Origin of the sequence: Photorhabdus stackebrandtii, assembly GCF_011189495.1 — a bacterium.
In the GTDB taxonomy this organism is placed as follows: Bacteria; Pseudomonadota; Gammaproteobacteria; order Enterobacterales; family Enterobacteriaceae; genus Photorhabdus; species Photorhabdus khanii.
This window is the reverse complement of sequence record NZ_PUJV01000008.1, coordinates 127,490-144,639: the sequence shown is the minus strand read 5'-3', so window position 1 is coordinate 144,639 and position 17,150 is coordinate 127,490. Positions and strand designations below refer to the sequence as shown.

Here is a 17,150-nt window from a genome sequence, read left to right as displayed (position 1 = left end):
ACTTTTAATAACTATTTAAATTCTGCCTATCATAAAACTCATGGCGGGATTTATTTTATTTACCCTGCCCTGTTTAAGTCATTTATCCACGATTTTATATTATACTTATTTTACATTTACCTAACTTGCCATGATTATTTAAAATCCCGAATGTTGGAGTATTAAAACTTTTTATATCAAGGACGAATTTAATTCAATAAATGCCACTTTTTAAAAGGACAGTTAATGGCATTCAATCGAAAATCATTAACCGTTAATCGCAAGTTGAAAAGACATCACACGTAAGGGAAGTATATCTGCTTAATTTCTTATAGCTTGACCCTTCATTAACCGACGGATCAGAGGTGTTGTAATGAACGTGCTCAAAATAGCCATGATGACTAACATAGTAAAAATGTTAGGCGGTAAGATCCCCAAATCATAACCAATATTGAGAACAATAAGTTCCATTAAGGCTCTTGTATTCATTGAAATACCAATAGTCGCAGCGATACGGCGATTTTCACCTAATAATCTACTTGCAATGTAGGTCCCCCCAAACTTTGTCACAAATGCCAACAAGCATATCAGTAAACATATAATCCATTCATCAGGTCCACTAAGGGTGCCAATATCTGTACGAAGCCCCGTATACGTAAAAAATATCGGGAGAAAAAATATATGTACCAAACTACCAATACGTTCTTTCCAGAGTGTGACAAACTCTCTATTTTCATGTAATGCTACACCAATAGCAAAGCTACCGATTAGGGCAAAGATCCCCAGATAACTCGTTACAGAAGCAGACAAAAACAAAAAAATAATAATATAAGCCATAACCGTATGGCTGAGTCGCTTTTCTTTTTTTAACTCCGAAGAAAGCCAATAACGCAGTAGTGGTTTAACAATCAAAAATACCAGTATGACATAAACAATAATACCAAATATGTTGAATATAAATTGATCAAACTGATAATTAGAAGCACAGATTGTCGATATAGCACCTAATAATATCCAACCTCCTATATCATCAATTGCTGCTGCTCCGATTATTAACGTCGCTGTCCGTGTGTGAGCCAGCCCCAACTCCATAAAAATCCTTCCCAGAACTGGAATAGCTGTAATCGACAGAGCTAAAGCAAAGAATAATTGGAAAGCGTTCTTATCAGGACGAGGGGTTGTAATAGAATTCCATAACCATTCAGCAGAAAAGAAACCTACCGTAAAGGGCAGAAAAATACCCGTAATGCTTATCACAGCGACTGTAAATCGACTCTTTCTTAGTTTCTCCCCGAACTCAAATTCAAGCCCTATTTCAAACATTAATAAAATCAGTCCAATCTGGGCAATTCCTATGAAAATAGTTGAGCTCTCCTCTGGAAAAATATTCCCCATAAACTCAGGGAATAACGCTCCTGCCACACTTGGACCTAAAACCAAGCCTGCCAATACTTCTCCTGCAACGGCAGTTTGCCCTAAATAAGAGCGACCAATCCAAACAAAAATTCGTGTAACAATAAGAATAACAATTAATTGATATAGTAATTTCAATAAAATATCCTCAGCTGAGTAACCAACAGCCGACGTACTTTCATCTATCAATGAGAAAATTAGCATATTATTTTTTTCATTCATATCAATAAACTCCATTTAATGTTAAATGTAATTAAAGGCCTAATGATATTCATTTACACACAAAATCATTATTGAAGATATAAATAACAATCACATAAAAATAATCTTCACTAAAAATAGTGGTAATGAACCTTTATATAAAAAAATAACTTCCAGCTCTTGCAGTTATAATATTTTACCTCTCAGTTTTTTTAAAATAAACAGGACCTGATTCATATATCAATGCCAAATAAATAAAAATCATTTAGCATTGAAAAACACTCCATATTTTCGCATGTGATGCAGTTATTTTTAGCATTATTACTTTTTATCTATATATGATGACCTCTAATACTTATTTATCTAAAAAAATTTTTAATTTCCGAACAAACCTAGTTTACCCACGGAAAAACATGTTGGAGGAAAATAACACCTGACCATTTACTTTTAAGTTAATTATTTCAGGCAACTTTATAATAGTTGCCTGTATACATCATAATAATAGTCATTATCCCTATAGCATACAGAAGATATTCAATTTATTACCGTCAAGATCTCTAAAATAGGCAGCATAAAAACCATGTTCACCACGAGGGCCAGGTTTTCCTTCATCTGTTGCTCCAAGAGCAATAGCTTTGTTATACACTTGATCGACCTTATCTTGACTGTCAACATTGAGTGCGATCATTCCCCCATTACCCACAGTTGCTGGATTACCATCAAATGGCTTAATAATACACAAATTTGTAACATTAAGATCTGGACCCCAAGCGATAAAAGCCGGCGTTTCAGTCACACGCTGTGCACCGAATTCAGCAAGCAGCTCATCGTAGAATTTAGCTGCGCGGAAAAAATCGTTCGTACCCAATGTGATATAACCAATCATTGTCACTCCCCCATGTTCTATTCTTACAAATATAAAAATTTATTCTATTGGAGATAAACAAAAATCTCAATTAATTACTCAACTTGATAAATTTCTTAATAAAATAGAACAAAGATAAGCTAAATGTAATGCCGAATTAATAAGATCATTATTAGTTTACATCACTCTCTCGTCAGTCATACCATCTTTATCCCACCCAATCTGACTTAAGTCCAACTTGCCGTTTTTACTCATCGGAAACTCTGCAACCATTTCAGTAAAATCCGGCAGCATATAATCAGGAAGATATTCTTTTAATAATCTTCGAATTTCTTTATGCTTAATCTTATCAGTTGCCCAAGCTTGATATACCACGACAATTTTTAAATCGCTTTGTTCTTGTCGATATGTCGTGGCAATAGCATCCTTTACAAAACTTAACTTCCGCATTGCAGACTCAATTTCACCCAATTCAATCCGAAATCCCCTAATTTGGATCTGATTATCTATACGCCCTAAATAACACAACTCTCCATTTTCCATATACCGAGCAAGGTCACCAGTACGGTACAAACATGAAGGTGATTTTTCAAAGGGATTAGGAATGAATTTCTGACGACTTAACTCTGGGCGATTTAAATAGCCATCGGCAACCCCCAAACCCGCAATATATATCTCTCCAACCTGATTTTCTTTTACTGGCTGCCCTGCCTCATTTAATAAGTGAATTATTACTCCTGGTAAAGGTAACCCAATCGGGCTTATATTACTTGCCACATCATCAGGTTGAATCTTATGAAAAGTAACATGAACTGTAGTTTCTGTAATACCATACATATTAATTAATTTAGGCCGCTCATACCCATATTTATTCAGCCATTGTTGAAGGCTTGTAACATTCAACATTTCTCCGCCGAAGATAACATATCGCAGACTAAGAGGTTCTGTTTTATTTGACAGATAATCATCTGTTTGAATAAGCAACCTAAATGCCGTTGGGGTTTGATTCAATACCGTTACTTTTTCACGCACCAGTAACTCATAAAACTTAGGGGGATTTCGGCTGATATGATAAGGAACCAATACCAGCGTTCCCCCTTTTAAAAGGGCTCCCCAAATTTCCCAAACAGAGAAATCAAATGCCATTGAATGAAAACATGTCCAAACATCTTTATCCGAAAAATCAAACAGCATGTCTGTCGCACGAAAAAGATGAATCACATTGTAATGCGCGATTGGTACTCCTTTTGGCATCCCTGTAGAACCAGAGGTATAAATAACATAAGCCCATTGTTCACCCTTAATATCTTTCCTGGGATTCAATGCCAATGAATGTAAAAGTACCGGATAGTCACAATCAAAACAAAAAGCCTCAAGCGAAAAATGAGATAGCGTATTCAAATATAAACTCTTTGTGATAACAATTTCTGGTTTTGCATCATTAAGAATAGACTTTATTCTTTCATCAGCATTATTAATATCAATTGGCAAATAAGCATAACCTGCCTTCAATATCCCTATGATACTGATAACCATTTCAAAGGATGACTCTAAAAAGATACCTATACATTTGCTTCCAGGTTCTTTTCCCAGTAAATAGTGTGCAACTTGATTTGCTCGCTTATTCAGTTCAGCATAACTCATTCTATTATTGTTTAATACCAATGCTGTTCTTTCAGAATAGTATTCAACTATTGATTCAAACCATGAAATCAGCGAAATATTATCAAAATTATGCTTAGCCAATTGTTTATTAAGATCCCCAGAAAAATTCCGAGTAGAACTTAAACCAAGACATTCTGATAATATTTTCTGTTGATGTCTTTCAGACATATTCAGAAAATTTCTTCTTTCCATTTTTAACCCTTTAATGAATTCTAGATACCGAAGAAATAGATAAACTTCATTCCAACATAACTCTCATTACGGAAGCTGTATAACAATTCCTCGGAACTTAAATTTTCAAAAATGGCGCCATTCAACGACAATTTGAAATTATCTCCCAAGCGCCGGCTGCCATTAAATGTCCATGCTCTGGAGCCATAATGAACATCCTGAGTCATACCTAAAAACAAAACCAAGTCTTGTTCATCATTTGCAGAAAACTGAACACCAGTAAAAATATCATTTTCAAAGGGAGTATCTGAAAATTTATTACGAGTGTCTTTCATATACTCCAGGAAGAAAGTCAAATTAGCATTACTTTCAAAAACGCCATAATATGTATATTCCAAACCGCCTGAGTAAACTAAAAATGATGTTTTAGGGCTCGTCGAAAAATGACTGTCTTTTTGCCTGTAAGCCCCTTCCCATTTAACTATCCAACTATCAATGTGCCATTGATATTCCAATCCAATCTGCTGAATTTGTCCATAATAGGGAACAAGCTGATTGTTACTGTTTAAAACAAGCTCCGGAGTACGTTCAGTTCCATTAAAATAGGATAATCCTAAATCGACGTTACCTAATGTATGATGGCTGCGTACTGCAAAGTCCAGCTTTGACTTTTTATCAGCATGCTGATAAACCGCATTGAGGGTGTTGATATCCAACTCAGCACGTAATCTTGCTTTATGACCAGGAAAAGTTCTTTCTCTGAATCCAGTAAGAAGAAACAGATCAAAAATGCCCCAATCATTAACTTTGGTTAAATTAATCATTGGCTGACCAAGCTTTTCGTTTCCAAAAGGATCGTCGACCAAATCTGATTGATTAATAATATCTACAGGGTGACTAAACTCCGTAACTCCCCAAAATACCTTCCTAAAGCCAGCATAAAATTCCCACGAATTATAAATATATCCCCAATATAAATCTCGAGGCTCAAAAGGCTCTCTGTTATTGCTGCTGGAGTCTTTTCGATACAATACATCCATGACTAAGTGCTGTTTGCCGTTATCCCACTCTGTAAAGTATTTTCCTCCTACCTGAAATGAATAGCTTTCAGTTTCCTGCTCATCAGACACACCATTTTCAAAGAACGCTCGTTGCTCCCATCCTACAGATACATCGAGTTTTTCTGATGATACATTCCAACAAACGAACATTGCCAATGCACTGACCAGTTGTGAAATAAAACTCCTCTTAGTACTTATTATTGACCACATCGTCTGTACCTCTAGGTGCTACCTCATTCTTTTCAAGGCAGCAATGTCAAAATCCCGATCCGTTAAGCCAACCTGAAATTGAATATTTCTCACAAACAATTTCGCTATTTTGTTCGATTGATAGTTCTTCATCGTAATTTCTAAAGAACGCCAATACTTATTCATATAAAGTCGATAATCGTCGAATGTTCTTGTTTTCAACAACGTATTACGGCGATCATAGTAATCAATTCTGATAAATCGGTAGAAATCTTTGTCTATCCACACAATCTGCCGAGTATATCCTGATTCTTTATTAACTGGCTTTCTCTCAACGATGAAGCAGCTTTGTTGTCCACAAGGCTTTTCTCCCAGATATTTGTACATTTTGTATTTTTCAACCTCTTCGGAAGCCAAGTCTTCATAGGCAAATTCGCTTCCCATAAAAGATCCCGATTTATTGCTGGAAGAAATACGCTTTACACGCCGTGACGCAGGCAAATATATCCATTGCTCATCATCCCTATCTAAATGTGTAAAAGCCAATAAGGCTGTACCTTTTATATCCTTGGGATGCTCAAAAAAAGTCAATAATTTGTCTCCATCCCCTGCGACTTCCAGCGTATTAATCTTTAAATAGCGATGACTTTCTTGGCCTTCTGCATTCAGTAGAGTCATCTTGAGATCAGCGACCGTATCACCAAACCCATTATCTCTGGCAATAGCCTCTTGTATAATTTCTCTTCCTCGCTCCTCTAAAGCGAATGCGGGAAAACTAAGCAACCATAAAATGAATAGATATACCAACGAGAATCCTTTTATTGCTAAAATCTGAACACAGAGTTTTTTCATTATGTTTTCTCCTAAAAACATCCTAATTATTAATTTAATGCCATCACAGCCAAGCTATCAGGCCATCGTTATATTTTCATCATCAGTGGATCATCAGGAATGGAGGGCTTATTTTTCTTAGCATTACCGTCTATTGCTATCAGTAGTATTGGCAACAACAAGAAATCAAATAAAAGTGCAAAAGTTACTGTCATGACGGTAAAAATCCCCATTTGCGCATTCATTAAAAAATCTGAATGCATCATAGAGCCAAAACCACAGATAAAAATGATGCTGGTTGATAGCAGAGCGATACCAACTGTTGAGAAGGAATAACGCACGGCATCTTTTGAATCCATTTTGTGTTCACGACGTGCACGAAGATATTTGTATACAAAATAGACTGTATCATCGACCACAATACCTAAAGTCATGGTAGCGATTGTTGCAGCCGCTATTCCCACAACCCCGTCAATGATGCTCCATAAACCGAAAGCCATAAAAATGGGTAATATATTAGGTAGCATGCTAATCAATGCATATTTCGTACTGCGGAAAACTACTCCTAAGCAGATGGTAATAATCAGAAACGAGATAGCTGTACCCGCTAATAGTCCTTTAATATTGGTATTCATCAGGTAGGTGTACATTAAAGATGCACTAGCTGCATTTGTATGCATTGATGGAGACGCGTTATTTATCAACCACTGTTCATGTGCCTCTTTTGCCCTTTGCATTTCAAAAGTACTTAAATCAGAAAAAGTGGCGGTCATTTTGGTTGCTGAACGACTGACATCAATCTGATCGTTAAGATCTAACCCCAAAGGAAGAGACATTTCATAAAGCAAAAGGTACTGAGCAATCGTTTCTCTGTCTGTCGGCAATCTGTAGTAAGCTGCATCATCCCCATTCATACTCTGGTTAATGCGTTTCACTGTGTCAGTGATGACATTAACATTCATGACCCCTAGCTGAGCGCGTGACCAATTCGCAAACTCATCCACTTTTGCCATATATTCGGGCTCATTTATGCCTCCTTCTTTCCCTGCACCTAACGAAAACTCCATATTGAAAAGCCCCGTTAAATGATCCTGGGTAAAGTCCGAGTCATCCCTGATTTCAAGACCTTTGGCAAAATTTTTGACAAAGTTTTCATCAACCGTCAGCCTTGGTATAAAGGCAAGCATGATGAGCCCAAATGTCACAGTACTAACCAGAAGTTTTCTCCTGTTATCGATAACCCAATCGGCCAGAAATTCAATGGAGAACTGCTTTCTCTGTACACCAAGCTTCACTCTAATAGGTAAAACAGCAAGCAACGCAGGCAGCAAAAATGTGGCAAAAAACAGCGCTGCCCCCATCCCTATTGCCGTCATATTGCCCAAATCATGAAAGGGCGGAGCATCACTCAGATTCAGTCCCAAAAATCCCACCGCGGTGGTAACGCTAGTAATAACAACTGGAGATAGATTTACCCTCAAACTCTCTACTATTGCTTCATGTTGGCTGTCACCCAGCTTCATACGGTGAATAACGGTCACCAAAATATGAATACTGTCAACAACTGCCAGAGTCATTACAATGACAGGTACATTGGCGGAAACCTGAGTAAGTTTTATCCCCATGTATCCGGCTGCACCCAATGCCGAAATGATGGAAAAAACAATCACCAGGCAGACTACAAAGGTCGCACTAAACGATCTCAGCACCAGAAAAGACAGGATAAGAACAATCAGAAACACAATGGGGATTGTGGTTGACATTTCTTGAACACTGATTTCAGGAAAGGCATTTGACATCATCGCTATACCAGTCAGGTAGATATCAATATCCGGGTACATTTGCGTGTACCGGCTTTTCAGTTGACGTACATACCCTGCCACTTCCGCAACAATTTTGTCGTCTCCGTCTGGCAAGCGCACAGACACATTTACCGCGGTTACATCACCATTTTCAGAAATGATACGTTTGACTAACAGAGGCTCATTCAACGCTATCTTCCTGATCTCTACCAAGTCACGTTCTGTTAACTCTGCCGCATCAGGCACCAGCTTTCTGATTTCCAAACTGTCATCATCCGCTTTAGTGGCCTGGAAATTAGTTATAGAATCAACGCGATACGCATTTGGAACTTGCCAGGCATCTTTTGTTAACTTTTCAACTATGGAAAGAAACTGTTTACTGAAAACGTTGCCATCCTTCGGCGCCAGTACAATCAAAGCACTATCACCATTACTGTAGGTTTTTTGCATTGATTCATACGCATTCAAAAATGGGTTTTCCCGACTGAAGAAGACCTTATAACTGCTGGTAAATGCTAGGTTTTCCATCCCCTTAAAGGTAAAAAACAATACAATGCAAACTAAAATAAGATTGAGATAACGCCTTTTCACAACCCAACGCGCATAACCCGATGCAGCGTTATCTACCCAGTTAGAAGATTTCATGTCCTGTCCTTATATAAACGCAAAGATTAATAAATCGCCACACAACGACATCCTGCTTTCCCTATGTGCGGCCAGCTCACAGGGATAAAAACAACCTTCCTTAAAGTGTAATTTCGTATCTTTCTTGCAATACCGGGGTAGAAGCAGCATGCTTTCTTTTTTTCGATTCAGTGGCTTGCCCTTTTTCTGATGGTCGTGAGTTATGGATCCAAACCTCTGCCAAAATGAGATGGATAGTGAATCCAATCCACAAAGACAGAGCCAGAGCTTCACCAATATCTTTTTCTCCGATCTGGATAAAAAGCGGAATAAAGGCATGCATTGTGGCGGGGCCTAGTGAAATCATGTAACTACGGATCATCCATTGACGATGAAGCTCAATTTTCCTATTTAAAATCATTGATAGAGCTCTTAAGACACAAAAAATCATGATCAGAGAAAATATAATTGATGAAACAGTTTCTGATGTACCGCCAACTGGAAATAAAATTCCCATTAAAATCCCGGTCACACCAACCATCATAACGGTGGCAAAGAAACAATATCCCGACCATTTATGCACTTTCGGCCATTTTCGTCTGGCGCGATCGACGAACTGAAGAGGCCCTAATACATAGAGGACAATGCCAGTAATCAAATGGATATAGGACATATAGTGATGTTTAATATATTCCATATCATTAGCCTGATTAGGATTTAACAGGTTGGGCTGTATATTGCCACTTACCCCCTCTGCAACCCACCAAGTCCGATAAAAGCCGTGGATTATCGTGCTCAAGCACATTACCGCGACCCATGACCAGCAAAATCGAACCAGTATCTTGTTCTGTAATTTCATATCTATTCCCTCTTACGCTTTTCCAATCATCCACTGCTACAGGACGTTGGCATCAGCTAAAGTTAATTGACTGAATGTGAACTGCTCAATAACATCGGCTACCCGTTCTGGATACGTTGTAATGAAATAGTGATGCCCCTTTTCTAACGTGATCAAACTGACTTCATGGGCACACTGCTTCCATTTTAAATACTGAGATGCGTATTTTTTGGTTAAAGGGTCCTGCTTGCTCACTAAACTCACCAGAGGAGTTTTTATCCGCCAATCACCCCGTTTTTTTTCATATTGATAAGCCAGCCTTGCATCTTTTCTAAAATGGGACACTAAAAAGCGGGCAACGGAATCTTCCAGCCCCTCATTAGTGGAAATTCCCCACTTTGTGAGTAACTGTAATAAGGATTCATCGCTTTTATGCTTCCATCGATCATTGAACGGTAAGTAACGGATAATTCGTGGTAACGGGAAAGCAGCCGCAGCCACTAAAAATTCGACGGGTTTTCCCTTTAATTCAAGCCGCCGAGTAATTTCCAATGCCAGATAACTTCCAACACAGTGACCATAAATGACCACTTTCCCTGAAATCTGTTTTATTATCTCTCTGGCACAGAGTTCAGCAATCATGTCATAGTCCATGTCTACTTCGTGCTTGCTGCCAAATTCATTACCAGGAACTGTGACACCATAGACTGTATATCTGGCGCTCTTTTTCTCTAATGCGTGTGCCAGTGGCTGATATACCGTTGCTGCCGCCCCTGCATAAGGCACGCACACCAGCGTCATCTGAGTATCTTCCTGACACCTGTGCAGCAATGACAACAGCCCATTTTCTTCACTTTCAACACCAGATAAATGTGGAGTCATTCCTGCGATGGTGGGAGCCTGGTAAAACTGGATTAAAGAAATTTTATTTTCAGGAAATCTGTCCTGAATACGGGACAAGAGTGTGATTGCGGTTAATGAGTGACCACCTATTTCAAAGAAATTATCGTTAATGTCAATTTGTTTCAGATTGAGAACATCTTTCCAGATATCCGCCAGTTGTTGTTCAATAGCAGAGGATGGAGCAACAAATGTTTTATCGGATATTAGTGGCACCTCTAATGCGGACAGCGCCTTTCTGTCGAGCTTGCCGTTGTTTGTAACCGGCAACTCATTCAATATAATCAGCTGCGCAGGAACCATAAAATCCGGCAAACGCTGCCTCAGAAAAGCCCTAAGTTCCTTGACAGAGATAGTCACGTTTTGGTGTAACACTATATAGGCGGTGATGAAATTGCCTGAATGCTCATTTTCCGTTAAAAGAACGGCACAGGCTTTAACATCCTTACAATGCTTCAGGCACTCTTCAATCTCACCTAATTCAATTCGAAATCCTCTAAGCTTTACCTGATTGTCAATCCTGCCTAAAAATTCAATATTGCCATCAGCTAACCATCTTGCAAGGTCGCCTGTGCGGAAGACTTTCTCTGCCGGATCGCATAAAAACGGATTGGAAATGAAATACTCCGCTGTCAGTTCCGGTAAATTTAAATACCCTTTTGCCAAGCCAGCACCACCAATTAATAACTCCCCCGGAGCACCAACTGGCAAAAGGTTCATGCGGTCATCGACGATATATAACTGAGTATTGGCAATGGGTTTTCCTATAAGCGTTTTTTTATCTTCCCGTTTTTCAGCTTCCCAATAACTGACATCAATAGCTGCTTCGGTCGGGCCATATAAGTTATGGAGTTTTACCTGCAATTTTTGGCTTACGCGCTCCAACACGCTATACGGCAATGCCTCCCCACTGGTAAAAATACGCGTTAATGAAACGCATTTATCGCTCTCATGGGTATTGATGAAAACATGCAGCATAGAGGGAACAAAATGGCAGGTAGTAATCTGTTGTTCGCAAATCAGCCGAATAAGATAATCAGGATCTTTATGTCCTTTAGGACTGGCAAAGACCAGCATCGCTCCCGATATCAATGGCCAGAAAAATTCCCATACGGAGACATCAAAGCTATATGCCGTTTTCTGTAGGATCTTATCCGTTACATTTAACTGATATTTATCCTGCATCCAGCGAAGCCGATTAACGATAGCGGAATGAGATAACATGCACCCTTTGGGCGTGCCAGTCGAACCCGATGTATACAACACATAGCAAAGGTTGTCTGGCGTGATCCCCGCAGGATTAGGCCAAACGTTATGAGGATGCAACTCAACGCGTTGAGCATTTAAAAACGCCAGCTTCCCATTAAAGTGGGTAAAAATAGACTGATAGTGCTTCTGCGTTAATACAACGGGGACAGCCGAATCTTTCAAAATATAGGCAATGCGCTGAATAGGATAGTCAGGTTCAAGAGGAACATAAGCACCACCCGCTTTTAAAATACCTAACAAGCCAACAATCATTTCCACTGAACGCTGCATACAAATACCGACCAATGTTCCCGTCTGAACCCCAAGTTCCTGCAAACAGTACGCCAGTTGGTTTGCTTTCACATTGAGTTCCTGGTACGTCAAGGTCATATTTTCAAATACCACAGCCACCGCTTCCGGTGTTTTTGCTGCCTGCTGCTCAAACAACTCGTAAACACAGCACGCATCCCCCAGATTGACTGAGGTACGATTCCATTCCGCAAGGATTTGAACAGACTCTTTTTGATCCATCAGTGGAAAATCAATAAGATTTCGGTCTGGTTGTTGAACGATTTCCTGCAACAGCCTTTCTAAGTGTTCAATTACCCTCAGCGCGGTTGACTGGCGATATAAGGAAGGATTGTGTTTTACCTTTAATGTGAATGTATCTGCCGCCTCAACGACTTCTAACATGAACTCATATTCTCCAGTCTGAGAGTACTGAGTTAAATGTTCTGCTGATGTCAGCTTGCCTAAAGCCTGAGATAACTTATCCCATTCTCTTTTTGGCATTGATTGTTGATAGATAAAAGCCACCTGAAACAGAGGCGTATCATCCATGCTCTGAGTCAGATTTAAGGCTCTTGCCACTACAGGAAATGGTAAGGCATGTGCTAAACCATCCAGTACCATCTGTTGTAACGTTTTCAGATACACCGGATAGTACGTATCCTGTGATAGCTGGCTGCGAATAGGGATCGGATAAACATAATACCCAATCTCTTCTCTCTGATATTCTTCTGTTCTAGCATCAGTCGGCATACCAATGACAATATCGTCCTGCCCGGTAAAACGATGGACAACTAACTGGAACACGCTTAAAAAAACGGATGACAGGTAAACAGAATGGGTGCTGGCAAATGCCTTTAATTTTGCTGAGAAATGCGCGGATAACGTCCGTGTCAGCGTTTCACCTTGATATTTCTCAACGTTCAGGTATGAACTATCCGCAAGTAATTTTGTTGAAACAGGCGCTCCCGCTAGGGTATTAACCCAATAATCTAACCGACGCCTTCCTTCATCGCTTTGCAAAAGTGCCTGTTCGTGCATAACAAAGTCATACCAACTGTCTTTCGCTATCTCAAAAACAGGTCTCTGCTGCATCGATAACAAGTGATAAAAGTTGAATAACGCAGAGACCATTGGGTTAACAGAAACTGCATCCACAATAATATGATGTGCACACAATAAAATGATGGTTTCTTTTTCAGAAAGACGCAGTAAATTGATCCGTAACAATACATCGCTATCGAAATCAAACGGTTGATTTATCTTCTCCGACAGATAGGTTTCAAGTTCATGCTTAGTCAATGACATCTCTGTTTCAACATTCACCCTCAACGCACTTTTGGGATTATTGAACAGATAGGGCATCCCTTCTTCTTCGAAAACCGTTGTCGCCAGTATCGGATAGCGCCTGACCAGTAAATCCAACGCTTGTTGAAATAACTGTGGATCTATCAGACCATTCACTCGGAAACATACCGGACAATTGTAAGCACTATTTTGGGGAGCATGTTTATGAAGAACCCATAACCCTTTTTGGCCTTCTGATAACGGATATGTTTTAGGCCTTGTCACATGTTCGACAGACGTGTTTGCGTTGTTTATGGTCTGAACCTGCTCCTGGTGTTCAGATACTGCTATAGCATTCACCCTGATTTCGCCATACTGTTCCATCAGATAATTCGACAGGTCAGTCACTGAATTCTCCTTCAGCAAAATCGCGATCGGAACACTAGTCCCCGTATATTGCTCCACCATCCGGACCAGTTTTATCACCTGAGATGATGACATCCCCAATGCAAACAGACTTATACTGCTATCAATTTGCTCTAAAGGATGTTGCAATATACGGGCAATCAGAGAAAGCAAGAGCTCTTTTATACTGAGCAACTTCTCACCTGTCGTTTGCGATTGTGAAATATCGTCCGCCAATGTGCTATTGCCAATAACAGACTCGGAAGCGATATCATGGATGTTCCGTTGAGTGTTCATGAGTGATGAATCCTGATGAGATTCATAAAACGGATAAACAGGCAGTGGAATTTTAGGAAGCGGTTCATTCATGTAAAAATGCCGCCAGTCCTGCCATTGACCACTGACCCAGGCACCTGCAATCTGATGATTCTGATCCACATTGAAGGCCAAACGATTTTGCCCGTCTGCATCAGCGTAAGAAACACAACCTTGATAAATACCGGCTCCAGTTCCTTCTGCAATCCATTGTTTCAGCTTGGTGAGAAGCTCTGATAATGAGCTAGCGGGAATAGCTAATCGTTGATTAAAATGTTCTCGTCCTGCCTGGGTTACAGCAAATACTTGTTTCAGTAGTATTTCCCTGGTGTTTTTTAATTCTAATTCAAAAAAATGCACCCAGTGCTCTGCATAACGTCGCAGACAGACAGGTGATTTAGCTGATAAAACAAACAATTCTGGCAGGATGATGTTCATACTCTCCTGCAAAAAATGCTCTGACGGATGATAACTTTGCAGCAAGAGATTCGCATAGGCGCCAGTACTGCCAAAACTATTCACCATAGCCAGCTTTGGATGTTGCCGAGTCCCCTGCCATAGACGTTGTTCAATAATAATATTTACCGGCTTACCATCCAGCTTTATCAACGGATTAATGGTTCTATATGGCATAACAGGTAATAAACACCCGTGCTTCATTTGCAGCAGAACTTTAGTTACTTGCGATATACCTGAAGCGGATTCAAGATGCCCAATATTCGGTTTCAGAGTGCCAACAAACAATGGAGAATGACGTTCAGCAAAGGCAGTTTGTATTGCAAGAATTTCTGATGCATCACCGAATACCGCGCCTGCGGCGGCAGCTTCAATATAATCTACAGAGTCAGCATCATAGCCTGTTTTCTGTAATGTGTTTTTGAGCAGTTCACTCTGCTGTTGCGTGGAAGGTACACCGTAGCCCGATACCTTACCGCTATGGGCAATACTTCCCCCCTTTATCACCCCCCAAATATGATCCCTGTCTGCTTCCGCCTGAGAAAGCGGCTTTAACAGTACAACGCCAACCCCTTCTCCCGGAATAATTCCAGCGGCTTCCTCTCCAAACGCTTGTGCATCTGAACGTTCAGAAATCATGTTAAATCGTTTGAGGTTAGTAAAATGGGAAGCGTGTGTAAAAAGATTTATTCCACCTGCAACAGCTACATCGCAATCACCTTGCACAATAGCCTGACACGCAAGATAAATAGATGTTAATGAAGACGAACAACTCGTATCTACGGCAATACTGGGCCCTGTCCAATCGAAAAACCAGGATACCCTGTTTGCGATTGATGAAAAGGTAGAACGGCTGCCTGACTCCGGAGACGTTTCAGTTCCCTCTGTAGGGCAGACAGGAGCACTCCACATCACTCCTGTGAAAACACCAACACGCTGCCCCAGACTCCGCAAATTTTCTCCGTTGTATCCTGCACAGTCTAATAGCTCATAAACACTGGTTAAAAAACATGCTTCCTGAGCAGACACCCGTTCCAATTCGGTCGCTGAAATGCCAAAAAAATCAGAATCAAAATCCGTAATTGAATGAACAAATCCTCCCCAATGTTTAAAAAGCGCCTTTGCCCCCCAACGGTTATCAGGAACTTGAGAGAAACAACATTTCTGCGCTTTGAGGTTATTCCAGAATGTCTCAAAGTCTGGTGCACCAGGGTATTTACCCTGCACTCCAATAATTGCAATATTCTGCTCCAGCGTCTCAATACTGTTCTCATGCCCCCAAGGATGTGCCTGCTCCACCAGCCCAAAAGCCATACCTAAAAGTGTTCGCTGGCTCTCCTTTAGCCTCAGTACTTCCGCTAAAGAGGTTTCATCGACGCCGGATAACGGGCAAGAACCAATATGGTAGTACGCTTGATTTTGTGAAAGCAGTTGGACAATGGCACCTATTTCAATTGCTGCAAAAAAATCACTTTTATCTTTATACAGCGGGCTAATACCGTCGTACTCAACGACAAAATATAAGCAGCAGTGTGCATTGTCATAATAGGCGCGGTTATAGTAAAAATGACTGTTGTGAGATAACTCAGCCGATGAAATTTTATCCAGCTTGTGTTCCACCGGATGATAGTAATAAAACCCTGCTGAACATCCCTCTACCCTGCCAGGTTTTATCTCTACATAAATCTGAACGCTGTATGTTCCACCAGCCGATGGATAGAGATACCGATGGCTGCCATCAATCAACATGGCGTTCAGTGCGCTCAGCCACCCCAATACACTTTCTTTGTGCATTGGTTCATCATCAAACGATCTGAAAGTGCGACGAGCGTTATACTGATGTTGAAACTGCTCAGGTGAGAGGGTTTTGGCACGAATGGTGTCATAATTGCTGTTCAAATGGCGGATGTTGAATTGTTTTTCTTTAAATGCCTGTTTTGCTGATAACGATGAAAGTACAGATAGTTCATTATCCACCGAAAAAACTGGCTTTTGCTCTGAATCTGATACAACTTGTTCACACTGTTCACGTTGCACCCGCTGTTGATCAATAAGCACTGCCAGCGTATCCAACGTTGGGTTTGACAATAGCATTTCAAGCTCAATATCTACACCAAACTGTTTTTTCACGGCTAAGACAAGCTCCATAACATTGAGCGAACTGAAACCGTGCTCAAAAAAATCCTGATTTGGCTTCAGCCCTTTGCCTTCCATCAGTTGTCCAAGCCGTTGTAAGGTTTCCGAATGTTGATAGTCTGTTATTACAGGCTCTCTGACATCCTGCTGATTGTTCTCAATCTGCCTGATAATCAAACGATTCAGACGCTCCATTGTGGGGGCATGCAAAAACTCATTAAGGTCAATATCAACGTCAAAACGCTCTTGAACACGAATCAGCAACTGCATGATTGATTTCGATGTCATTCCCTGATCAAACAGGTCATTACTGAAATCAACCGAATGCTCAATCATGAATATCTTAATTAATTCATTGATATTGTTAATATTACATTTTCCGCCCATAGCCATTCCTCTGTTTATCCTCATCTTACTGGCATTCAATCCACCGTTGCAGAGTCCCACACATAATGTCAGTAAGGTCTCTCTCTTGA

General features: G+C 40.2%; 8 protein-coding genes. All 8 read right to left on the bottom strand.

Annotation, left to right across the window (positions count from 1 at the left end):
- Positions 1–300: 300 nt before the first annotated feature.
- Positions 301–1,614, bottom strand: a complete 1,314-nt coding sequence (locus C5470_RS09305; protein ID WP_166288090.1) for a cation:proton antiporter — start codon at positions 1,612–1,614, stop codon at positions 301–303.
- A 493-nt stretch (positions 1,615–2,107) separates the two neighbouring features.
- The gene (locus tag C5470_RS09300) at positions 2,108–2,479 is read right to left on the bottom strand and encodes a VOC family protein (protein WP_166288087.1); all 372 of its coding nucleotides are present in this window, start codon (positions 2,477–2,479) and stop codon (positions 2,108–2,110) included.
- 156 nt (positions 2,480–2,635) lie between these two features.
- On the bottom strand, positions 2,636–4,315 hold the full coding sequence (locus C5470_RS09295; RefSeq protein WP_166288084.1) for an amino acid adenylation domain-containing protein: 1,680 nt from the start codon (positions 4,313–4,315) through the stop codon (positions 2,636–2,638).
- A gap of 20 nt (positions 4,316–4,335) precedes the next feature.
- Positions 4,336–5,565 (bottom strand): hypothetical protein, encoded by a 1,230-nt coding sequence (locus C5470_RS09290; protein ID WP_166288081.1) that lies wholly within the window; start codon positions 5,563–5,565, stop codon positions 4,336–4,338.
- 18 nt (positions 5,566–5,583) lie between these two features.
- Positions 5,584–6,396, bottom strand: a complete 813-nt coding sequence (locus C5470_RS09285; protein ID WP_166288078.1) for an outer membrane lipoprotein-sorting protein — start codon at positions 6,394–6,396, stop codon at positions 5,584–5,586.
- Positions 6,397–6,464: 68 nt separating this feature from the next.
- Positions 6,465–8,822 carry an efflux RND transporter permease subunit gene (locus C5470_RS09280; protein ID WP_166288076.1) on the bottom strand — a complete coding sequence of 786 codons (2,358 nt, stop codon included), beginning with the start codon at positions 8,820–8,822 and terminating at the stop codon, positions 6,465–6,467.
- Between the two features lie 100 nt (positions 8,823–8,922).
- On the bottom strand, positions 8,923–9,498 hold the full coding sequence (locus tag C5470_RS09275) for a DUF2306 domain-containing protein (RefSeq protein WP_166288074.1): 576 nt from the start codon (positions 9,496–9,498) through the stop codon (positions 8,923–8,925).
- A gap of 198 nt (positions 9,499–9,696) precedes the next feature.
- Entirely contained in the window at positions 9,697–17,061 is a 7,365-nt protein-coding gene (locus tag C5470_RS09270) for a non-ribosomal peptide synthetase (RefSeq protein ID WP_166288071.1), read from the bottom strand.
- Between the last annotated feature and the right edge of the window lie 89 nt (positions 17,062–17,150).

What these genes read in the sequence shown, in the direction of transcription:
- C5470_RS09305 (WP_166288090.1), bottom strand. Translation starts at nt 1,614, where the DNA reads ATGAATGAAAAAAATAATATGCTAATTTTCTCATTGATAGATGAAAGT.
- C5470_RS09300 (WP_166288087.1), bottom strand. Translation starts at nt 2,479, where the DNA reads ATGATTGGTTATATCACATTGGGTACGAACGATTTTTTCCGCGCAGCT.
- C5470_RS09295 (WP_166288084.1), bottom strand. Translation starts at nt 4,315, where the DNA reads ATGGAAAGAAGAAATTTTCTGAATATGTCTGAAAGACATCAACAGAAA.
- C5470_RS09290 (WP_166288081.1), bottom strand. Translation starts at nt 5,565, where the DNA reads ATGTGGTCAATAATAAGTACTAAGAGGAGTTTTATTTCACAACTGGTC.
- C5470_RS09285 (WP_166288078.1), bottom strand. Translation starts at nt 6,396, where the DNA reads ATGAAAAAACTCTGTGTTCAGATTTTAGCAATAAAAGGATTCTCGTTG.
- C5470_RS09280 (WP_166288076.1), bottom strand. Translation starts at nt 8,822, where the DNA reads ATGAAATCTTCTAACTGGGTAGATAACGCTGCATCGGGTTATGCGCGT.
- C5470_RS09275 (WP_166288074.1), bottom strand. Translation starts at nt 9,498, where the DNA reads ATGGAATATATTAAACATCACTATATGTCCTATATCCATTTGATTACT.
- C5470_RS09270 (WP_166288071.1), bottom strand. Translation starts at nt 17,061, where the DNA reads ATGGGCGGAAAATGTAATATTAACAATATCAATGAATTAATTAAGATA.